This is a genomic window from Knoellia sp. Soil729 (assembly GCF_001427985.1).
Lineage (GTDB): Bacteria > Actinomycetota > Actinomycetes > Actinomycetales > Dermatophilaceae > Knoellia.
Window position 1 is genome coordinate 979536 of record NZ_LMSA01000001.1, and the last position, 16906, is coordinate 996441.

20 protein-coding genes and 1 pseudogene are annotated in these 16906 nt (G+C 70.0%); 6 read left to right on the forward strand and 15 right to left on the reverse strand.

All coding sequences use genetic code 11. From position 1 onward, the window contains the following. Positions 1-45 precede the first annotated feature (45 nt). Together ASG74_RS04420 and ASG74_RS04425 are read left to right on the forward strand one after the other, a co-directional pair. Entirely contained in the window at positions 46-1299 is a 1254-nt protein-coding gene (locus tag ASG74_RS04420; protein ID WP_056139314.1) for a DUF4032 domain-containing protein, read from the forward strand. A gap of 40 nt (positions 1300-1339) precedes the next feature. Beyond that, positions 1340-1969 carry an RDD family protein gene (locus tag ASG74_RS04425; protein WP_056139316.1) on the forward strand — a complete coding sequence of 210 codons (630 nt, stop codon included), beginning with the start codon at positions 1340-1342 and terminating at the stop codon, positions 1967-1969. Between the two features lie 139 nt (positions 1970-2108). Here ASG74_RS04425 and ASG74_RS17560 read toward each other — a convergent pair whose 3' ends face one another. From ASG74_RS17560 to ASG74_RS04480, 12 genes and pseudogenes are all read right to left on the reverse strand, one after another. Further along, positions 2109-2354 (reverse strand): hypothetical protein, encoded by a 246-nt coding sequence (locus tag ASG74_RS17560; protein WP_235498802.1) that lies wholly within the window; start codon positions 2352-2354, stop codon positions 2109-2111. Between the two features lie 63 nt (positions 2355-2417). Then, a pseudogene (locus ASG74_RS17930) lies at positions 2418-2492 on the reverse strand (hypothetical protein); the annotation flags it as partial. A gap of 101 nt (positions 2493-2593) precedes the next feature. Next, positions 2594-3049, reverse strand: coding sequence for a DUF2752 domain-containing protein (locus ASG74_RS04435; RefSeq protein ID WP_056139319.1), 456 nt, complete (start codon positions 3047-3049; stop codon positions 2594-2596). Beyond that, complete coding sequence (locus ASG74_RS04440; RefSeq protein WP_056139320.1) at positions 3046-3507, reverse strand: CD225/dispanin family protein; 462 nt, start codon at positions 3505-3507, stop codon at positions 3046-3048. Before ASG74_RS04440 ends, ASG74_RS04435 begins: the two co-directional genes overlap by 4 nt. A gap of 150 nt (positions 3508-3657) precedes the next feature. After that, positions 3658-4608, reverse strand: a complete 951-nt coding sequence (gene rlmB / locus ASG74_RS04445; protein WP_056139322.1) for a 23S rRNA (guanosine(2251)-2'-O)-methyltransferase RlmB — start codon at positions 4606-4608, stop codon at positions 3658-3660. 2 nt (positions 4609-4610) lie between these two features. Further along, entirely contained in the window at positions 4611-6044 is a 1434-nt protein-coding gene (gene cysS / locus ASG74_RS04450) for a cysteine--tRNA ligase (protein ID WP_056139323.1), read from the reverse strand. Between the two features lie 69 nt (positions 6045-6113). Beyond that, the gene (locus ASG74_RS04455) at positions 6114-6794 is read right to left on the reverse strand and encodes an MBL fold metallo-hydrolase (RefSeq protein ID WP_082569494.1); all 681 of its coding nucleotides are present in this window, start codon (positions 6792-6794) and stop codon (positions 6114-6116) included. Continuing rightward, a complete protein-coding gene (locus ASG74_RS04460) occupies positions 6794-7879 on the reverse strand; it encodes an S-(hydroxymethyl)mycothiol dehydrogenase (RefSeq protein ID WP_056139325.1) in 1086 nt (361 codons plus the stop codon). Before ASG74_RS04460 ends, ASG74_RS04455 begins: the two co-directional genes overlap by 1 nt. 92 nt (positions 7880-7971) lie before the next feature. Then, complete coding sequence (ispF, locus tag ASG74_RS04465) at positions 7972-8466, reverse strand: 2-C-methyl-D-erythritol 2,4-cyclodiphosphate synthase (RefSeq protein ID WP_056139327.1); 495 nt, start codon at positions 8464-8466, stop codon at positions 7972-7974. Continuing rightward, positions 8463-9233, reverse strand: a complete 771-nt coding sequence (locus tag ASG74_RS04470; RefSeq protein ID WP_056139329.1) for an SDR family NAD(P)-dependent oxidoreductase — start codon at positions 9231-9233, stop codon at positions 8463-8465. Before ASG74_RS04470 ends, ispF begins: the two co-directional genes overlap by 4 nt. After that, complete coding sequence (gene ispD, locus ASG74_RS04475) at positions 9230-9901, reverse strand: 2-C-methyl-D-erythritol 4-phosphate cytidylyltransferase (RefSeq protein WP_082569495.1); 672 nt, start codon at positions 9899-9901, stop codon at positions 9230-9232. Before ispD ends, ASG74_RS04470 begins: the two co-directional genes overlap by 4 nt. Then, a complete protein-coding gene (locus ASG74_RS04480) occupies positions 9898-10380 on the reverse strand; it encodes a CarD family transcriptional regulator (protein WP_056139333.1) in 483 nt (160 codons plus the stop codon). Before ASG74_RS04480 ends, ispD begins: the two co-directional genes overlap by 4 nt. Before the next feature lie 232 nt (positions 10381-10612). Here ASG74_RS04480 and ASG74_RS04485 point away from each other — a divergent pair, with 232 nt between their 5' ends. Next, positions 10613-11209, forward strand: coding sequence for a hypothetical protein (locus tag ASG74_RS04485; protein WP_156465275.1), 597 nt, complete (start codon positions 10613-10615; stop codon positions 11207-11209). Between the two features lie 158 nt (positions 11210-11367). On the opposite strand, the gene ASG74_RS04490 is transcribed toward ASG74_RS04485, so the two are convergent. Continuing rightward, complete coding sequence (locus tag ASG74_RS04490) at positions 11368-12048, reverse strand: response regulator transcription factor (protein ID WP_056139336.1); 681 nt, start codon at positions 12046-12048, stop codon at positions 11368-11370. After that, positions 12045-13229 (reverse strand): sensor histidine kinase, encoded by a 1185-nt coding sequence (locus ASG74_RS04495; RefSeq protein WP_056139339.1) that lies wholly within the window; start codon positions 13227-13229, stop codon positions 12045-12047. The genes ASG74_RS04490 and ASG74_RS04495 overlap by 4 nt, the downstream gene beginning before the upstream one ends. 187 nt (positions 13230-13416) lie before the next feature. On the opposite strand from ASG74_RS04495, the gene phoU reads away from it, so the two are divergent. From phoU to ASG74_RS04510, 3 genes are all read left to right on the forward strand, one after another. Next, positions 13417-14124 (forward strand): phosphate signaling complex protein PhoU, encoded by a 708-nt coding sequence (gene phoU / locus ASG74_RS04500; RefSeq protein ID WP_056139341.1) that lies wholly within the window; start codon positions 13417-13419, stop codon positions 14122-14124. Between the two features lie 154 nt (positions 14125-14278). After that, entirely contained in the window at positions 14279-14806 is a 528-nt protein-coding gene (locus ASG74_RS04505) for a SigE family RNA polymerase sigma factor (RefSeq protein WP_056139343.1), read from the forward strand. Position 14807: 1 nt separating this feature from the next. Next, a complete protein-coding gene (locus ASG74_RS04510; protein WP_056139345.1) occupies positions 14808-16160 on the forward strand; it encodes a hypothetical protein in 1353 nt (450 codons plus the stop codon). A gap of 1 nt (position 16161) precedes the next feature. Here the strand turns inward: ASG74_RS04510 and ASG74_RS04515 are convergent, their stop codons facing one another. Beyond that, positions 16162-16896: a phosphoglyceromutase gene (locus ASG74_RS04515; RefSeq protein WP_056139346.1), complete on the reverse strand. Its 735-nt coding sequence runs from the start codon at positions 16894-16896 to the stop codon at positions 16162-16164. Between the last annotated feature and the right edge of the window lie 10 nt (positions 16897-16906).

Sequence of the window (16906 nt, forward strand, 5' to 3'; positions counted from 1 at the left end):
GAGTCGTTCCTTCTGAGTTTTCAGTTCTCCACGACGGAGGTGCCGATGGCCCTGCAGATCACCACCGCCCGGCCCGACCCCGCCCTGCTCGACCTGCCGTGGTCCACACCCCTCGAGGACTGGCCCGAGCACCACCTGGCTGCGCTCCCCCGCGGTATCTCGCGCCACGTCGTGCGCTTCGTCAGGCTCTCCGGCCGCGTGCTGGCGGTCAAGGAGATCAAGGAGGACATCGCCCGTCGCGAGTACGAGATGCTCCGCAACCTGCGCCGCCTCGACCAGCCGAGCGTCGAGCCGTTCGGCATCGTCAGCGGGCGGATCGACGCGGATGGCAACCCCCTCGACGCCTGCCTGCTCACCCGCCACCTCAAGTTCTCGCTGCCGTACCGGGCACTGTTCTCGCAGGGCCTGCGCCCCGGCACGGAGACCCGCCTCATCGACGCCCTCGCCGTGCTGCTCGTGCGGCTGCACCTCATGGGCTTCTTCTGGGGTGACGTCTCGCTCTCCAACACCCTGTTCCGCCGGGACGCCGGCAGCTTCGCGGCCTACCTTGTCGACGCCGAGACGGGCGAGCTCTTCGCCAGGCTGAGCGACGGCCAGCGCGCCCACGACCTCGACATCGCGCGGGTCAACATCGCCGGCGAGCTCATGGACCTGCAGGCCGGTGAGCTCCTCGACGAGGACGTCGACCCGGTCGCCATCTCCAACCGCATCGTCACCCGCTACGAGGAGCTGTGGGTCGAGCTCACCGTGACTGAGGAGTTCGACACGGGCGAGCGCTGGCGGGTCGAGGAGCGCATCCGCCGCCTCAACTCGCTCGGTTTCGACGTCGACGAGCTGGCCATCACGACCGACATCGACGGCACCACCATCAGCATCCAGCCCAAGGTCGTCGACGCCGGGCACCACTCGCGACGGCTCCTGCGGCTCACGGGCCTCGACGTCGGTGAGAACCAGGCCCGCCGCCTGCTCAACGACCTCGACAGCTATCGAGCCGGCATGGACCGCCAGAACGACGACGAGGAGCTCGTCGCCCACGACTGGCTCACCCGCATCTACGAGCCGATCACCCGGCGCGTCCCCCGCGAGCTGTCCGGCAAGCTCGAGCCGGCCGAGCTCTTCCACGAGGTGCTCGAGCACCGCTGGTACATGGCCGAGCGCGAGCAGCACGACGTGGCGATCGAGCGCGCCATCGAGGACTACGTCGCGTCAATCCTGCCGAGCAAGCCCGACGAGGTGTCGGTCGTGGGTGTCGACACGGTCGAGATGCCGGTCATCGCCGACGTTCCCAGACGCCCCTAGGATCGGGGCGTCCGAGCACGCACTTCGCAGGGGAACCCACATGTCGCAGTCGCACGACCCGTCCCAACTGCCGCCGCAGGACCCGTATGCCGGTGGCGCACCTTCCTCCTACCAGGCAGCGCCGCAGGTGAACCCCTACGGGGTAGCCGGCCAGGCGTTCCCGGGGTCCAAGGCCTACGTCGAGCAGTACTTCGGCCCCGTGGCTGGTTTCGGCAGCCGCGCCGCGGCTCTGATCATCGACACCCTCCTGACGCTCATCGGCGTCGTGCCCATGGTCATCGGCATCGTGATGTTCGTGCTGGGTGCTCCGGAGACCGACGAGATGGGCTACAGCGTCGACGGCACGAGCAACGGTGGGCAGATGGCGCTCGGCGGCCTGCTCGTCGTCCTCGGCATCCTGCTGATGATCGGCATCCAGGTCTGGAACCGCATCTTCAGGATGGGACGCACCGGCCAGAGCGTGGGCAAGAAGGCCATGGGTCTCAAGCTCATCAACGAGCAGACCGGTCAGCCGATCGGGGCCATCCAGTCGTTCCTGCGCGAGCTCCTTGGGGGCCTCATCAACCAGATCGTCTACCTCAGCTACCTGTGGATGCTGTGGGACGACAACAAGCAGACCCTCGCCGACAAGATCGTCCACTCCACCGTCATCAAGGTCCCCAAGCCCTGACGACGCCCCGTCGAGAGTAGAAGAAGTCCCGCCTCTGCTCCTCGAAGGCGGGACTTCTTCTACTCTCGACTGCTCGGAGGTGACCATGGCGAGGCTGCGGCTCATGCCGCGGACGACGTCATGCTTCGCGAGGGCGGACTCAGCTGATGATGCCTCGCCGCAAGTTCCACCTCTGCGCACTCCGGTACGCGTCGAACATCCCCCAGATCCAGATGGCTGGCGCTGTGAGGAATCCGATGAGGACGAGCATGAGCAGGAAACTGAAGCAGTAGGCGAGGAACATCACGATCCCCTTGCCTGTGTCGCCATTCATCAGCTGCCCCAGGCCCGGGATGAAGAAGGACCCGAGGAGTGAGATGGCCGGGTTCTTCGGCGCCACGGTCACTGCGACACCTCCGCCATATGGGGTGCGCGCAGGCACCACCGCATTGGACGTCATTGACTGATGCTCGGTCCACTCGGTCCCGGACCAGTAGCGCTGTGTGCCGTCAGCTTGTGCGTACCACCCTGCTGGTGCGCTCATCCCGGCCTCCCCTCAATGTTGACAGGGCTCACCCTAGGGCCAGTCAGTTGCGGCTGCAGGCGAACCATGAAGGCGAGGGATGAAATCCCCACACTGCTCCCTCAGGCGGGCGAGAGCCAGGTCCACCCGGGAATGTTGCGCGCGACCCAGAACGCCATGATCAACCAGAACATGCCGTAGAGCATCCATGCCGGCGCGGCGGTCATCCGCTGCTCGCCGCGCCACTGGCGCCGGGTCCAGCGCATGAAGCCCAGCACCATGACGACGAAGGCCACGACGGTGAGCGGGTTGCGCTGCAGTGCCTCGACGACGTGCCCCTCGCTGAGGGCGTGGGTCGCACGCAACGTCCCGCACCCGGGGCAGAACGTCCCCGTGATGGCCAGCCACGGGCAGGTCGGGTAGTTGCCCGCCTGGTTGGGGTCAAGGACGTGCGCCACGAGGACGAAGCCGGCGGCTGCAGCTGCTGTGGTGGCCGGCCACCACAGCCGGCGCCCCCGCCCGACCGACGTGTCGGTGAGCGGGGACGTCGGGAACTGCGTGAAGGACGTCGGGATCACATACCCGTCGAGGACGTGCCGCCGGAGAAGGCGCCAGCGGCGAAGCCGATGATGATGGCAATGACGCCCAGGACGAGCGCGGCGATCGCGAACTTCTTGGCCTTGTCCGCTGCCGCCACTGCGCCGGCCTGGTCACCGGCGTTCCACTTGCCGTTGACCTGCGCCGCGAAGACGACAGCCGGGATGCCGACCGGCCAGCAGCACAGGAGGCTGACGATCGCGAGGATCAGGTTGTTGCTGGGGGGCGGACCGGCGGGCGGACCGCCATAGCCACCACCCATGGGCGGCGGAGGGGCACCGTAGGCGCCACCGTCATACCCACCACCGCCGGGCGGCGGGGGCGGGGGCGGGGTCGAGCCACCGTAGCCGCCTCCACCGGGCGGGGGCGGCGGCGGCGTCGAGCCACCGTAGCTGCCATCTCCGGGAGGCGGCGGCGGGGTGTTTCCGTAGTCCGTCATGGGTGTGTGTCCCTCTCACTTCGCGTCATCAGGGTGTGAAGCCCCCTGGCCGGGTTGCCGGCTGGCGCAATCGTGGCACAGGTCACGGGCGGGCGACCGGAGACTCACGGGCAGGCGTGACAACCCGCCGCCGGCCCCACGAGCCCCTGATCAGGCACGACGTCGACGACGCGCCACCTCGTAGAGCGTGACTCCGGCCGCGATGCCGGCGTTGAGCGACTCGACCGCCGACGACATCGGCACCGACACGATCTGGTCGCAGGTCTCGCGCACCAGGCGCGACAGGCCCTTGCCCTCGGAACCGACGACGATGACGATCGGCTCGTTGGCCAGCTCGAGGTCGGGCAGCTCGACGTCGCCTTCCATGTCCAGGCCGATGACGAAGAACCCGGCCTTGCGGTAGTCCTCGAGGGTGCGCGTGAGGTTGGTGCACTGCGCCACGGGAATGCGGGCAGCCGCACCCGCAGAGGTCTTCCACGCCGAGGCGGTCATGCCGACGGAGCGACGAGCAGGCACGACGACGCCGTGGCCACCGAATGCCGCCACGGACCGCACGATCGCACCGAGGTTGCGCGGGTCGGTGATGCCGTCGAGGGCGACGACGAGCGGGATGCCGGGCAGCTCGGGGTCGATGAGGTCGTTGGGGTGGGCGTACTCGTAGGGCGGAACCTGCAGGGCAAGGCCCTGGTGGACCGCACCATCGGTGATCCGGTCGAGCTCACCGCGCGGTGTCTCGAGGATCGGCAGGCTGCGCTCGGTCGCGATCTTGAGGGCCTCGCGCACCCTGTCGTCGCTGTCGATGCGCCCCGCGACATACATCGTCGTCACGGGGACGTCGTTGCGCAGCGCCTCGAGCACCGAGTTGCGCCCGGCGACGACCTCGCTGGAGGCCTTGGCCTTGCGGCCACCACTCGGACGGCCGCCGGAGCGGCGCTCCGCACCCTTCGCGTCCTTGTGGGCCTTGTGGTACGAGCGGTCTTCCGCGCGGGGGGTCGGCCCCTTGCCCTCGAGACCTCGGCGGCGCTGGCCTCCGGACCCGACGGTCGGCGCCTTCTTGCTGCCCTTGCGAACGGCTCCACGTCGCTGGCTGTTGCCTGCCACGGCTACTCTCCTCGTCCACGGGTCAGCGACCAGCGGGCGCCGGTCGAAGTGTCCTCGATCGTGATGCCTGCCGCGACGAGCTGGTCGCGGATGGCGTCGGATGTCGCATAGTCACGCGCCGAGCGGGCGGCGGTGCGCGCCGCGAGGCGGTCGGCCACGAGCGCCTCAAGCGCCGACAGCGCGTCGCTCGTCGAGCTGTCCGCGCCCGACCACGAGGGGTCGAGCGGGTTGACTCCCAGGACATCGGTCATGGCGATGACGAGGGCTGCGAGGTCGCGCGCCACGTCGTTGTCGCCCTCGTCGAGCGCAGTGTTGCCCTGGGTGACGGTGTCGTGGACGACCGCGAGCGCACCGGACACCCCCAGGTCGTCGTCCATCGCCTCGACGAAGTCGCCGGGCAGCGTCTCGTCACCGGTCGGCGCCACGGCCCCGTCGGGACCGAGCGCGCGCCGCAGGAAGCCCTCGATGCGGTCGACCGCAGCCTCGGCCTCGGCGAGCGAGCCCTCGTGGAACTCGATCATCGACCGGTAGTGCGCGGCGGTCAGGTAGTAGCGGACGGCCAGGGGACGGGCCTTCTTGGTGATCTCCTGCACGAGCAGGCTGTTGCCCAGCGACTTGCTCATCTTCTCGCCGCTGATGGTCACCCAGGCGTTGTGCATCCACATCGACGTGAACGGCAGCCCGGCAGCGCGCGACTGGGCCTGTTCGTTCTCGTGGTGCGGGAAGCGCAGGTCGACACCGCCTCCGTGGATGTCGAAGGCGTCACCGAGGTACTTGCGTGCCATCGCGGAGCACTCCAGGTGCCAGCCGGGACGACCCCGCCCCCACGGTGTCGGCCAGCTCGCGCTCTCGGGCTCGTCGGCCTTGTGGCCCTTCCAGAGCGCGAAGTCGCGCGGGTCGCGCTTACCGCGCGGGTCCGCGTCCTCCGCGGCGGCCATGTCGTCGATCTTCTGGTGGGTCACCTCGCCGTATGCCGGCCACGAGCGGACGTCGAAGTAGACGTCACCCGAGCCGTCCTCGGCTGCGTAGGCGTGGCCGCGGTCGATGAGCAGTCCGATGAGCTCGACCATCTCGGGGATGTGCCCCATGGCGCGGGGCTCGTAGGTCGGCGGGAGGACACCGAGCAGCGCCAGGGCCTCGGAGGTCGCGACCTCGTTGCGGTAGGACAGCGCGAACCAGTCCTCGCCGGACTCGGCGGACTTGCGCAGGATCTTGTCGTCCAGGTCGGTGACGTTGCGCACCAGCGTCACGTCGTAGCCGTGGCCCCTCTCGAGCCAGCGCCGCAGCACGTCGAACGCGACGGCGAAGCGGACGTGGCCGATGTGCGGAGGAGCTTGCGTGGTGAGCCCGCAGATGTAGATCCCGACCCGGCCGTCGTGCAGCGGGACGAAGTCACGCAGTTCGCGCGACTGGGAGTCGAACAGTCTGAGAGTCACCCGCACAAGGGTACCGGCGCATGCCGCCACCCCTCGACCACCAAGGAACCTCGAGCGCAGGCGCGGGCCTCAGTGACCCCGAGCGATCCACTCCTCGAGCTGCGGCGCCTCGGCCCCGATCGTCGTGGCCTCTCCGTGGCCGGTGAGCACCCGTGTCCCGGAGGGCAGGGTGAGCAGGCGCCTGCGGATCGAGTCGATGATCTGGTCGAAGTTGCTGAACGACCGGCCCGTCGCACCGGGGCCTCCCTGGAAGAGGGTGTCACCGGTGAAGACGACGTGCATCGCCGGAACGTGGAAGCAGCAGGAGCCGGGCGAGTGCCCGGGGGTGTGCATGACGCGCAGGGTGACGTCCCCGACGCGGAACTCCTGGCCGTCGCGCATGTCGTCCGGCGGCGGGGCGTCCTGGCTCAGTGCCCACACCAGCCGTCCCTCACGCTGGAGGTGGACCGGAGCACGTGTCGCGGCGGCCAGCTCGGCCACCGCGTTGATGTGGTCGTTGTGCCCGTGCGTGAGCAGGATCGCGCGGACGTGCCGCCGCCCCACGACCGAGAGGATCGCCTGAGCATCGTGGGCGGCGTCGATGATGATGCACTCGCGCTCGTCGCCGATGACCCAGACGTTGTTGTCGACGTCCCAGGAACCACCGTCGAGCTCGAACGTCCCCGAGGTGACGACACGGTCCACGCCGACACCGCCGTGCGACAACGCGATGTCCGTGCCCTGGGTGGCCCGCGACCTGGAGCTTGCCATCAGAGCACCACCACCGATCGCAGGACCTCGCCACGTTCCATCTTGTCGAAGGCCTCCTCGACGTCACCGAGGCCGATGCGTTCGGAGACGAAGGCGTCGAGGTCGAAGCGGCCCTGGCGATAGAGGTCGACGAGCATCGGGAAGTCACGGCTCGGCAGGCAGTCGCCGTACCAGCTCGACTTGAGCGCGCCACCACGACCGAAGATCTCGATCATCGGCAGCGTCACCTGCTTGTCGGGAGTCGGCACACCGACGAGGACGACGGTCCCGGCGAGGTCGCGCGCATAGAACGCCTGCTCGTAGGTCTCGGGGCGACCGACGGCCTCGACGACGACGTCGGCGCCGAAGCCACCGGTGAGCTCTCGGATGCGTTCGACGACATCCTCCGAGGACCCGTTCACCGTGTGGGTGGCACCGAACGCCTTGGCTCCCTCGAGCTTGCGGTCGTCGACGTCGACGGCGATGACGGTGGTTGCGCCGGCGACGACTGCGCCCGCGATGGCCGCGTTGCCCACGCCGCCGCACCCGATGACGGCGACCGAGTCGCCGCGGCAGACGCCACCGGTGTTGACCGCCGCGCCGAAGCCGGCCATGACGCCGCACCCGAGGAGCCCCACGGCCGCGGCGTCCGCGTCGGGGTCGACCTTGGTGCACTGGCCGGCGGCGACGAGCGTCTTCTCGATGAAGGCGCCGATCCCGAGAGCCGGGGTGAGCTCGGTCCCGTCGGTCAGCGTCATCTTCTGCGTCGCGTTGTGCGTGTTGAAGCAGTACCAGGGCTTGCCCTTGGCACAGGCGCGGCACTGACCGCACACGGCGCGCCAGTTGAGGATGACGAAGTCGCCCGGCGCGACCTCGGTGACGCCTTCGCCCACGGCCTCGACGACACCGGCGGCCTCGTGGCCGAGCAGGAAGGGGAACTCGTCGTTGATGCCACCCTCGCGGTAGTGCAGGTCGGTGTGGCAGACCCCGCAGGACTGCACCTGCACGACTGCCTCGCCCGGCCCGGGGTCGGGCACCACGATGTCGACGAGCTCGACGTCGGCGCCCCGTTCGCGAGCGATGATCCCCTTGACGGTCTGCGGCATGTTCCCCTCCGTGGTGTCCCTGGCTGCTCCGACTGTATGCCGTCGAGCAACTGCAGCGCCTGCGCAGCGCAGGCGGCGTGTCAGGTGGCGTGTCAGGTGGCGGGAACGACCAGCGCCGTGGCGATGGCGGCGACCCCCTCGCCGCGGCCGGTGAGCCCCAGTCCGTCGGTGGTCGTGCCGCTCACCGACACCGGAGCGCCGCACGCTGCGGACAGCGCCTGCTCTGCCTCTGAGCGCCTCGGGCCGACCTTGGGACCGTTGCCGACCACCTGGACGGCGATGTTGCCGATCTCGTAGCCGGTCTCCCTCACGAGCCGCGCCGCCTCCGCCAGGAGCGCGACGCCGGACGCCCCGGCCAGCTCCGGCCGACCGGTGCCGAAGTGCTGGCCCAGGTCACCGATCCCGGCGGCCGAGAAGAGGGCGTCACAGGCCGCGTGGGCGGCGACGTCGGCGTCGGAGTGGCCGTCCAGGCCCCTCTCACCCGGCCAGTGCAGTCCCGCGACCCACAGCTGGCGATCGGATCCCTCCGGAGCAAGGGCATGGACGTCGACACCGATCCCCGTGCGCGGCAACGCCGTTCGCGTCACGACCCGTCCTGCCAGTCGATGGGTCCGCGGTGCAGCAGGTGTGGCGCGGCCTGCGCCACCGGCTTGACGACGAGGGTGTCGATGTTGACGTGCTGCGGCAGCCCGACGGCGAACGCGACGCAGGCGGCGACGTCGTCAGCCACCAAGGGTCGGTCGACGCCCTCGTAGACCTTGTCTGCCGCCGACCGGTCACCGTGCAGGCGCGTCAGGGAGAACTCCTCGGTGTGCACCATGCCCGGGCGGATCTCGACGACCCGCACGTGGGTGCCGTTGAGCTCGAGTCGCAGCGTCTCGGAGACGGCCGACTCCCCGTGCTTGGCCGCGGTGTAACCGCCTCCGCCGGCATAGACACGCTCCCCCGCGATCGAGCTGATGTTGACGATCGTGGCGCGCGGTGAGCGCCGCAGGAGCGGCAGCGCAGCCTGGGTCACGCGCACGGTCCCGAGGACGTTGGAGGCATACATGGCCTCCCACTCGGCGAGGTCGCCGTCCTCGACGGAGCTCACGCCGATCGCGCCACCCGCGTTGTTGACGAGGACATCGAGCCGCTCGAGCGAGCCAACCGACGGGGCGACGCCCTGGGCATCGGTGACGTCGAGCTGGAGCACGGACACGGACTCGCCCAGCTCTGCGGCAAGGGACTCGAGGGGGTCACGTCGACGGCCGGCGATGACGACGGCATACCCGTCCTCGACGAGCCTGCGGGTGATTGCGGCACCGATGCCGGTGCCACCTCCGGTGACGAGGGCGACGGGTCTCTGGCTCACGCACCGAGGATACGGCCGGCGTGCGCGAGGTCGGCCGCAGTGGTGATCTTGAAGGCGAGCTCGTCGCCCTCGAGCACCTCCACCGTGACGCCGAGCAGCTCGACGAGGGCTGCGTCGTCGGTGGCCTCGGCGCCGGAGCCGTGCGCTCTCGTGAGGACGGCGCGCCGGAAGGCCTGCGGTGTCTGGATGGCCCGCAGGCTGGAGCGGTCCGGCGTCGCGACGACACGACCGTCGCCGTCCACCTGCTTGATGGTGTCGGTCACGGGCAGACCGGGCACGACCGCATCGCGCCCGTCGCGCACCGCCGCCACGAGGCGGTCGAAGAGGGAGGCGGGGGCCAGGCAGCGGGCGGCGTCGTGGACGAGCACGACCTCAATGTTGGCTCGCAGGGCCGCGAGCCCGGCCGACACCGAGTGCGTGCGCTCCACCCCGCCGGCGACGACCGAGATGTCGTCGGCGCGAGCATGAGATGACACGAGCGCGCCCGCCTCCCGGAGGTGGGAGGCGGGCGCGACGATGATGATCTGGGTGATGTCCGCAGCCTGGAACGCGCGCGAGACGGCGTGCTCGATGACCGTGCTGCCCGCGACGCGGACGAATGCCTTGGGCTGCGTTGCCCCGAGCCTCGTGCCCTGTCCAGCGGCAACGAGGATGACACCTGCGTTCAGGACGCGAGGACCTCGTCGAGGATGGTCTCGGCCTTGTCCTCGTCCGTCTTCTCGGCCAGCGCGAGCTCGGACACGAGGATCTGGCGAGCCTTGGAGAGCATGCGCTTCTCGCCGGCGGACAGGCCGCGGTCCTTGTCACGGCGCCAGAGGTCGCGCACGACCTCGGCGACCTTGATGACGTCACCCGAGGCGAGCTTCTCGAGGTTGGCCTTGAAGCGACGTGACCAGTTGGTCGGCTCCTCGGCAAACGGGGCCCTCAGCACCTCGAAGACCTTCTCGAGGCCGGCCTTGTCGACGACGTCACGCACGCCGACCAGATCACAGTTCTCGGCGGGGACCTCGATGACGAGGTCTCCTTGGGCCACCTTGAGCTTCAGGTAGAGCTTCTCCACGCCCTTGATGGTGCGCTTGTTGATCTCTTCGATGCGCGCAGCCCCATGGTGGGGGTACACGACCGTTTCGCCGACCTTGAAAACCATATGCAACTTGCCCCTTTCGCGAGTGCAAGTTTAACACGCCGAGAGCGACACACGGAATCCTGCTCAACGGCATACCTGCAGGTCAGGACGGTGAAAACCCTTGGGCGGCAGCGAAACTGGGGCTTGACACATCGTCGTTCGCGTGCCTGCGGTCCGTGCCCGTCGGGCCCCACCCGCCTCGCGGGCACTCCTGCGCACACGCCGAAGACCGCTGATCGCTACGCTGTCCCACGTGACGACCGCACTTGTGACGACTCCCCGCCAACGCCTGCGCGCGACCCTTGCGGCCGCGGCGCTCGGCAGCACCCTGCTCGGCGGCTGCGCCGTCTTCTCGCCCATGCAGACCGACGTCGCCTACCGGGCCGCCGACGGCGAGAACGCCACCTTCGGCAACCTGGACGTGCGCGGCCTCGTCGTCGTGTCGAGGGCCGACGGCCAGTCGGGCAACATCACCGGTCAGCTGGTCAACACGGGCAACGAGGACATGGACGTCGCCTTCGCCAGCGAGGGAGGCCCGGGCGGCAAGGTCACCGTCCCTCGTCACTCCTCCGTCAGCCTGGGCGAGGGCGGGTCGTCCTCGCTGCCCACCGTGAAGGCCGAGCCGGGCGACGTGCTGCAGCTGCAGGTCACCACGCCAGGCACCGGGCAGAACCTGCTCACCGTGCCGGTTCTGCCCCCCAACAACTACTACAAGGGCTACGCAGCGAGCCCCTCGCCGAGCTCTTCGGACAGCCCCTCGGCCAGCCCGTCCGCCAGCCCCTCGGCCAGCCCGTCCGCCAGCCCCTCGGCCAGCCCGTCCGCCAGCCCCTCGGCGACCCCCACCAGCTGACCGAGCCCTTCCGTATGCCGGGAGCCCACCGTGCGCGACCGTGCGCCGGTGGGCTCTCGCGTGCCGCACAGGACCACTGGTTGCCCGTTCGGCCAGTGGGTCCGCGCCACTGGTTGCGCGTTCGGCACGCCGAACGGGCAGTCAGTACGCGGGTTCGGTCAGGCCTCGAACTTGTAGCCCAGCCCGCGCACGGTGACGATGTGCCGCGGCGCCGCAGGGTCGGGCTCGACCTTGGCGCGCAGCCGCTTGACGTGGACGTCGAGGGTCTTGGTGTCGCCGACGTAGTCGCTGCCCCACACCCGGTCGATGAGCTGCATCCGGGTCAGGACGCGACCGGTGTTGCGCAGCAACATCTCCAGCAGCTCGAACTCCTTGAGCGGCAGCTGCGTCGCGGCGCCACCGACGGTCACCACGTGGCGCTCGACGTCCATCCGGACGGGACCGGCCTCGAGCGTCGCCGGCAGCAGCTCCTCGGGCTCGCTGAGCCGGCGCAGCACCGCCTTGATCCGGGCGAGCAGCTCACGCGAGGAGTAGGGCTTGGTGACGTAGTCGTCGGCGCCGAGCTCCAGGCCGACGACCTTGTCGATCTCACTGTCCTTGGCGGTGAGCATGATCACCGGGACGTTGGAGCGCTGGCGGAGCGCACGGCATACGTCCACGCCGGAAAGGCCGGGAAGCATGAGGTCGAGGAGCACGAGATCTGCCCCGGCACTGTCGAAGTCCGTGAGGGCGTCGTTGCCGTTCTCGGCCACACTCACCTCGTAGCCCTCCTTGCGCAGGAGGTAGGACAGGGGGTCCGAGAAGGACACTTCGTCCTCGACGACGAGAATGCGGGTCATCCTGGCTGCTCTCCTTGTGCCGTGCCGACCGCCGGTCGGTCGGAGTCTGCCGCACCCCGGACGGAGGCGGCAGGAAGTCTCATGGTGAAGGTGGAACCGTGGCCCTCCTCGCTCCACACCGCCACGTCGCCGCCGTGGATCGCGCAGACGTGCTTGACGATGGCGAGCCCCAGGCCCGTGCCACCGGTGGCTCTGGAGCGGGCGGCGTCGACCCGGTAGAAGCGCTCGAAGATGCGGCTCTGCTCCATCTCCGGGATGCCCTGGCCCTGGTCGGACACGGTGATCTCGACGGTGTCACCGACCCGACGGGCGGCGACGGCCACTCGGGTGCCGGCCTCGGAGTAGTTCACGGCGTTGGACACGAGGTTGGCGACTGCGGTCGCGAGCAGCTCGGCGTCACCGAAGACGCTGGCGCGTTCGTCGGCGGCGGCCTCGAGGGTGATCTGGCGCGAGTCGGCGGCGACCCGCACCCGGTCGACGGCCTCGGCGAGAACCTGTGGGATCTGCACGAGCTCTGGCTCGTGCAGGGTGTCGGCGACCTGGAGGCGGGAGAGGTCGACGATCTCCTTGACGAGGCGGGTGAGCCGCGTCGACTCGACCTGGATGCGGGCGGCGAAGCGCGACACCGCCTCGGGGTCGTCGCGCGCGTCGAGGACCGCCTCCGCGAGGAGGGCGATGCCACCGACCGGGGTCTTGAGCTCGTGCGACACGTTGGCCACGAAGTCGCGTCGGACCTCCTCGACCCGGCGGGCGTGGGTGTGGTCCTCGGCGAGGATGAGGATGTGAGGGGCACCCAACGGGGCGACGCGGGCCTTCATCAGCGTGTTGGTCGTCGACCCGAAGCCACGCGAGAGCTCCAGCTCGACCTCGCGGATCTCGCCGTCACGGCGGACCTGACGGGCAAGCTGGCGCAGCTCGGTGTGGACGAGCTCCCCGTGGCGCACGAGGCCATGGCTCACGGCCGAGGCGGAGTTGTTGACCACGGCGTCCGAGGAGTCCAGGACGATGGCGACCGAGCGGAGCACCGCCAGGACGTCACTCACTCCCGCGGGCAGGGGTGGAGGGGCGCTCGGCGGGATGGTCTTGAGGGTGCGTTCGCTGAACCTGCTGGCTGCGACGGCCACGGCACCGATGACGAGCCCCAGGCCGCCACCCAGTGTTCCCGCAACCGTCGCATCCACGCTGCCAGCGTAGACGGGCCCACAGGGCGCTCCCGACCTCTCACCCGGCCGCGTGGGAGGAGGGAGACAGATGTTCACCTTGGCGCTGACGGGAATTCACCACCGCGTGCCACGCTGCCGACGTCGCCGCTTCACGTCTGCGCGCCCGCCGGGCCGGAGGGCGCCGTCACCGTCTGAGAGGGAGCACATGCGCAAGGCATTTCACGAGGAGCTGGACCGGGTCACCGAAGGGCTCGTCGAGATGACTCGACTCGCGAGCTCGGCGATGTCCCGGGCCACGACGGCGCTCCTCGACGCCGATGTCCAGCTCGCCGAGTCGGTCATCGGTGCGGACATCGAGATCGACGCCCTGCGCGAGGAGCTCGACCTGCTCTCGTTCGACCTGCTCGCCCTCCAGCAGCCGGTCGCGACCGACCTGCGCATGGTCGTCACGTCGATGCGGATGAGCTCGGACATCGAGCGCATGGGCGACCTCGCCCGGCACGTCGCCAAGGTGGCTCGGCTGCGCTACCCGAACTCCGCGGTTCCCCCCGAGCTCCGGTCGATCATCCTCGAGATGGGGCAGGTGGCCGAGCGCATCGTCACCAAGGCGGGTTCGGTGATCGCGGCCCGTGACGTCGAGGCCGCCCGTCAGATCGAGCGCGACGACGACGCGATGGACGAGCTGCACCGCCGGCTCTTCGAGCGCCTCGCGGCCGACTCGTGGAACCACCCGACCGAGACGACCGTGGACCTCACGCTGGTCGGCCGCTACTACGAGCGCTTCGGTGACCACGCCGTGTCGGTCGCGCGCCGCGTCGTCTTCCTCGTCACCGGTGAGAAGGGCGTCGACAACGGCTCCAGCCACGAGGACGACGAGGACGACCAGGCCTTCCCGGAGACCAAGACCCCCTGACGGCCCTCCCCGGCAACCCCCACCTGCGTCCGCAGGGTTGGTCGCCAACCCCACCAGCCCTGCGGACGTTTCTCGTATGCCGTGCCACTCAACCTTTGCCCCCGAACTCGCGTTTCTCAGGGTGACGGGTTCCTGCGAGGGCGAGGATGGCGACGTGGACGAAGACGAAGCGGCGTTCGCCGAGTTCGTGACGCACGAGTGGTCCCGCCTCGTGCGCGTGGGCTACCTGCTCACCGGCGACGTCGGGCGCGCCGAGGACCTTGTGCAGCAGGCCCTTGTCAAGGTCCACCGCCACTGGTCGCGCGTCTCCCGTGAAGGTTCCCCCTACGCCTACACCCGGGCTGCGGTCAGCAACGAGTCGAGCTCGTGGTGGCGGCGTCGTCGGGTCCCCGAGGACCTCGGCGAGGTCCCGTCGGTCACGGACTCGGGCAAGGCGGACGCCTATGCGGTCGTGGACAGCCGCGACGAGCTCGTCAGGGTGCTCTCCACCCTGCCACCACGGATGCGGGCGGTCATTGTGCTGCGGTTCTACGAGGACCTCTCGGAGAGCGAGACCGCCAAGGCCCTGGGCATGTCGGTGGGCTCGGTCAAGAGCCAGACCTCGCGTGGTCTCGGCCGGCTGCGCCTCGCGATGACCGGACCCGCCGTGCCCGCGAGCAGCCTGCAGACGAACGGAGCCTGAGATGAGCCTCGAGACCGAGCTGCGGGAGGCCCTGGCCGCCCGTGCCGCCTCCGTGGAGTCCCGCGAGAGCGACCCCTATGCGAGGGTCCACACGGCCGTCACATCCTCTCGCCGCCGTCGGCGCGCTGTCGCAGCCGCCTCACTGGTGGCGGTCGCGGCCCTGGCCGTGGGGCTGCCGGCCCTCACGACGCAGCTCCGCGACGGGCCAGGAGTCACGGCACCGGCCACGCGGGAGCCGTTGCCCGCAGCCGACAGCACGCTGTGGCGCTCGATCGGCTCGTGGCCGGTGCGCGGGGCGCTGGCTGACGACAACGCCCTCGTCCGGGCGATCGAGGAGCGCTTCGACGGGCGCACGATCTTCGTCGAGGACGTCGCGCAGACCAGGGTCGCCCTCATGACGGCCGGCGGCCAGCTCACCCTGGTCAGTGGCAGACGCGGGTCAGCCGTCGACGCGCTCTCGACCACGAGCAGCGTCTCCCTCTCCGAGCTCGGGTCGGACCACGTCATCACTCTGTCGGGGCAAGGAGCGCTCGTCGTCCTCACCACCCCTGGGCTCACCTCGGCCGAGGTGTCCGGCACACCGGCGATCGCGCTCGATGGGGCGGTCAGCCGGTCATGGCGCCCGATCAGCCTCACCGGCGGTGTCGGACGATCGACGTCGGTCCCGCTCAGCCTGGTGCGGGTCGGCGGGCTCATCGGCAGCCCCGGGTTGACGTTCGGTGACGAGGACCGCCCCAGCACGGCACCGCCGTGCGGCGATCCCTGCGGTGCCGACGACCTGGCCGCTCTCGAGGACCGCGAGGTGGACGAGGAGGTGGCGCACGCGATGGTGCTCGACCCCGCCGAGGTCGACACGCGCACGACCTGGCGCGGTGAGGTCCCGTCCGAGATCGCCTCTCGCGTCACGGGCGACGCGCCGGCGGGTGCGCGCTCGAGCGTCCAGGTCGTCCTCAGCACCCTCCCCGGTGGTCAGGTGTTGCGCACGGTCGTCGTCCGGAGCGAGTCGGCGAACCAGTCGAGCTCGTGGGACGTGGAGCGGCTCAACCCGGTGGCCGCCGCGACAGCCGAGGTGCGACCCGTCATCCTCGCCACCGCGGGCAGGCGCAGCGGATCTGGGCTCACCGCGTGGGTGCTGGCCCCGAGAGGCAGCACAGTTCGCGCGGTCTCGCCCCGGCCCACTGTGTGGCCGACCTCGGACACGGCACCGGTCCGGGACGGCGTCGCCCGCCTCGAGGTCGGCGTCGACAACGCGGTCCTCGAGCAGGAGTACGCCATGGAGGTCCGGGGCGCAGACGGGTCCTTCGTCGGGACGTGGCCGGCGGCCCCGGGCACCGCGCAGCTTGCGGCGCCCTGACTCAACGGCCCTGGTTCGCGACCGCAGCAGCGGCGGCCTCGGCAGCGGCGGGGTCGAGGTACTCCCCCGGCTTGGTGGGCATGAAGTCGTCGCCGAGCTCGTAGACCAGGGGCTGGCCGGTGGGGATGTTGAGGGCAGCGATGTCCTCGTCCGAGATGCCGTCGAGGTGCTTGACCAGGCCCCGCAGGCTGTTGCCGTGGGCGACGACGAGCACGGTCTCCCCCGCACTGAGGTCGTCGCGGATCGCTCCGTCCCAGTACGGCATGAAGCGCTCGATGACGTCCTTGAGGCACTCGGTGCGCGGCACGTCGATGCCGGCATAACGCGGGTCGTCGCTCTGGTCGAACTCCGACCCGACCTCGATGGGCGGCGGCGGGGTGTCGAACGAGCGGCGCCAGAGCATGAACTGCTCGTCGCCGTACTTCTCGCGGGTCGCCGCCTTGTCGAGCCCCTGCAGCGCGCCGTAGTGACGCTCGTTGAGGCGCCAGTCGCGGCGCACCGGGATCCAGTGGCGGTCGGCGGCGTCAAGCGCGAGGTTGGCCGTCGTGATCGCGCGACGCAGCACGGAGGTGTGGACCACGGTCGGCAGCACACCGCGCTCCTTGAGCAGCCGCCCACCGTTCACTGCCTCCTCACGTCCCTGGTCGTTGAGGTCGACGTCGACCCACCCGGTGAAGAGGTTCTTGGCGTTCCACTCGGAGTGGCCGTGACGCAGCAGGATCAAGGTGTGTGCCATGCCCGCCACC

Bases quoted from the DNA above. Each gene is read 5' to 3' on its own strand.
- ASG74_RS04490 (WP_056139336.1), bottom strand. From the start codon at position 12,048: ATGACCCGCATTCTCGTCGTCGAGGACGAAGTGTCCTTCTCGGACCCC.
- ASG74_RS04480 (WP_056139333.1), bottom strand. From the start codon at position 10,380: ATGGTTTTCAAGGTCGGCGAAACGGTCGTGTACCCCCACCATGGGGCT.
- phoU (WP_056139341.1), top strand. From the start codon at position 13,417: ATGCGCAAGGCATTTCACGAGGAGCTGGACCGGGTCACCGAAGGGCTC.
- ASG74_RS04425 (WP_056139316.1), top strand. From the start codon at position 1,340: ATGTCGCAGTCGCACGACCCGTCCCAACTGCCGCCGCAGGACCCGTAT.
- ASG74_RS04455 (WP_082569494.1), bottom strand. From the start codon at position 6,794: ATGGCAAGCTCCAGGTCGCGGGCCACCCAGGGCACGGACATCGCGTTG.
- ASG74_RS04510 (WP_056139345.1), top strand. From the start codon at position 14,808: ATGAGCCTCGAGACCGAGCTGCGGGAGGCCCTGGCCGCCCGTGCCGCC.
- ASG74_RS04515 (WP_056139346.1), bottom strand. From the start codon at position 16,896: ATGGCACACACCTTGATCCTGCTGCGTCACGGCCACTCCGAGTGGAAC.
- ASG74_RS04460 (WP_056139325.1), bottom strand. From the start codon at position 7,879: ATGCCGCAGACCGTCAAGGGGATCATCGCTCGCGAACGGGGCGCCGAC.
- ASG74_RS04420 (WP_056139314.1), top strand. From the start codon at position 46: ATGGCCCTGCAGATCACCACCGCCCGGCCCGACCCCGCCCTGCTCGAC.
- ASG74_RS04440 (WP_056139320.1), bottom strand. From the start codon at position 3,507: ATGACGGACTACGGAAACACCCCGCCGCCGCCTCCCGGAGATGGCAGC.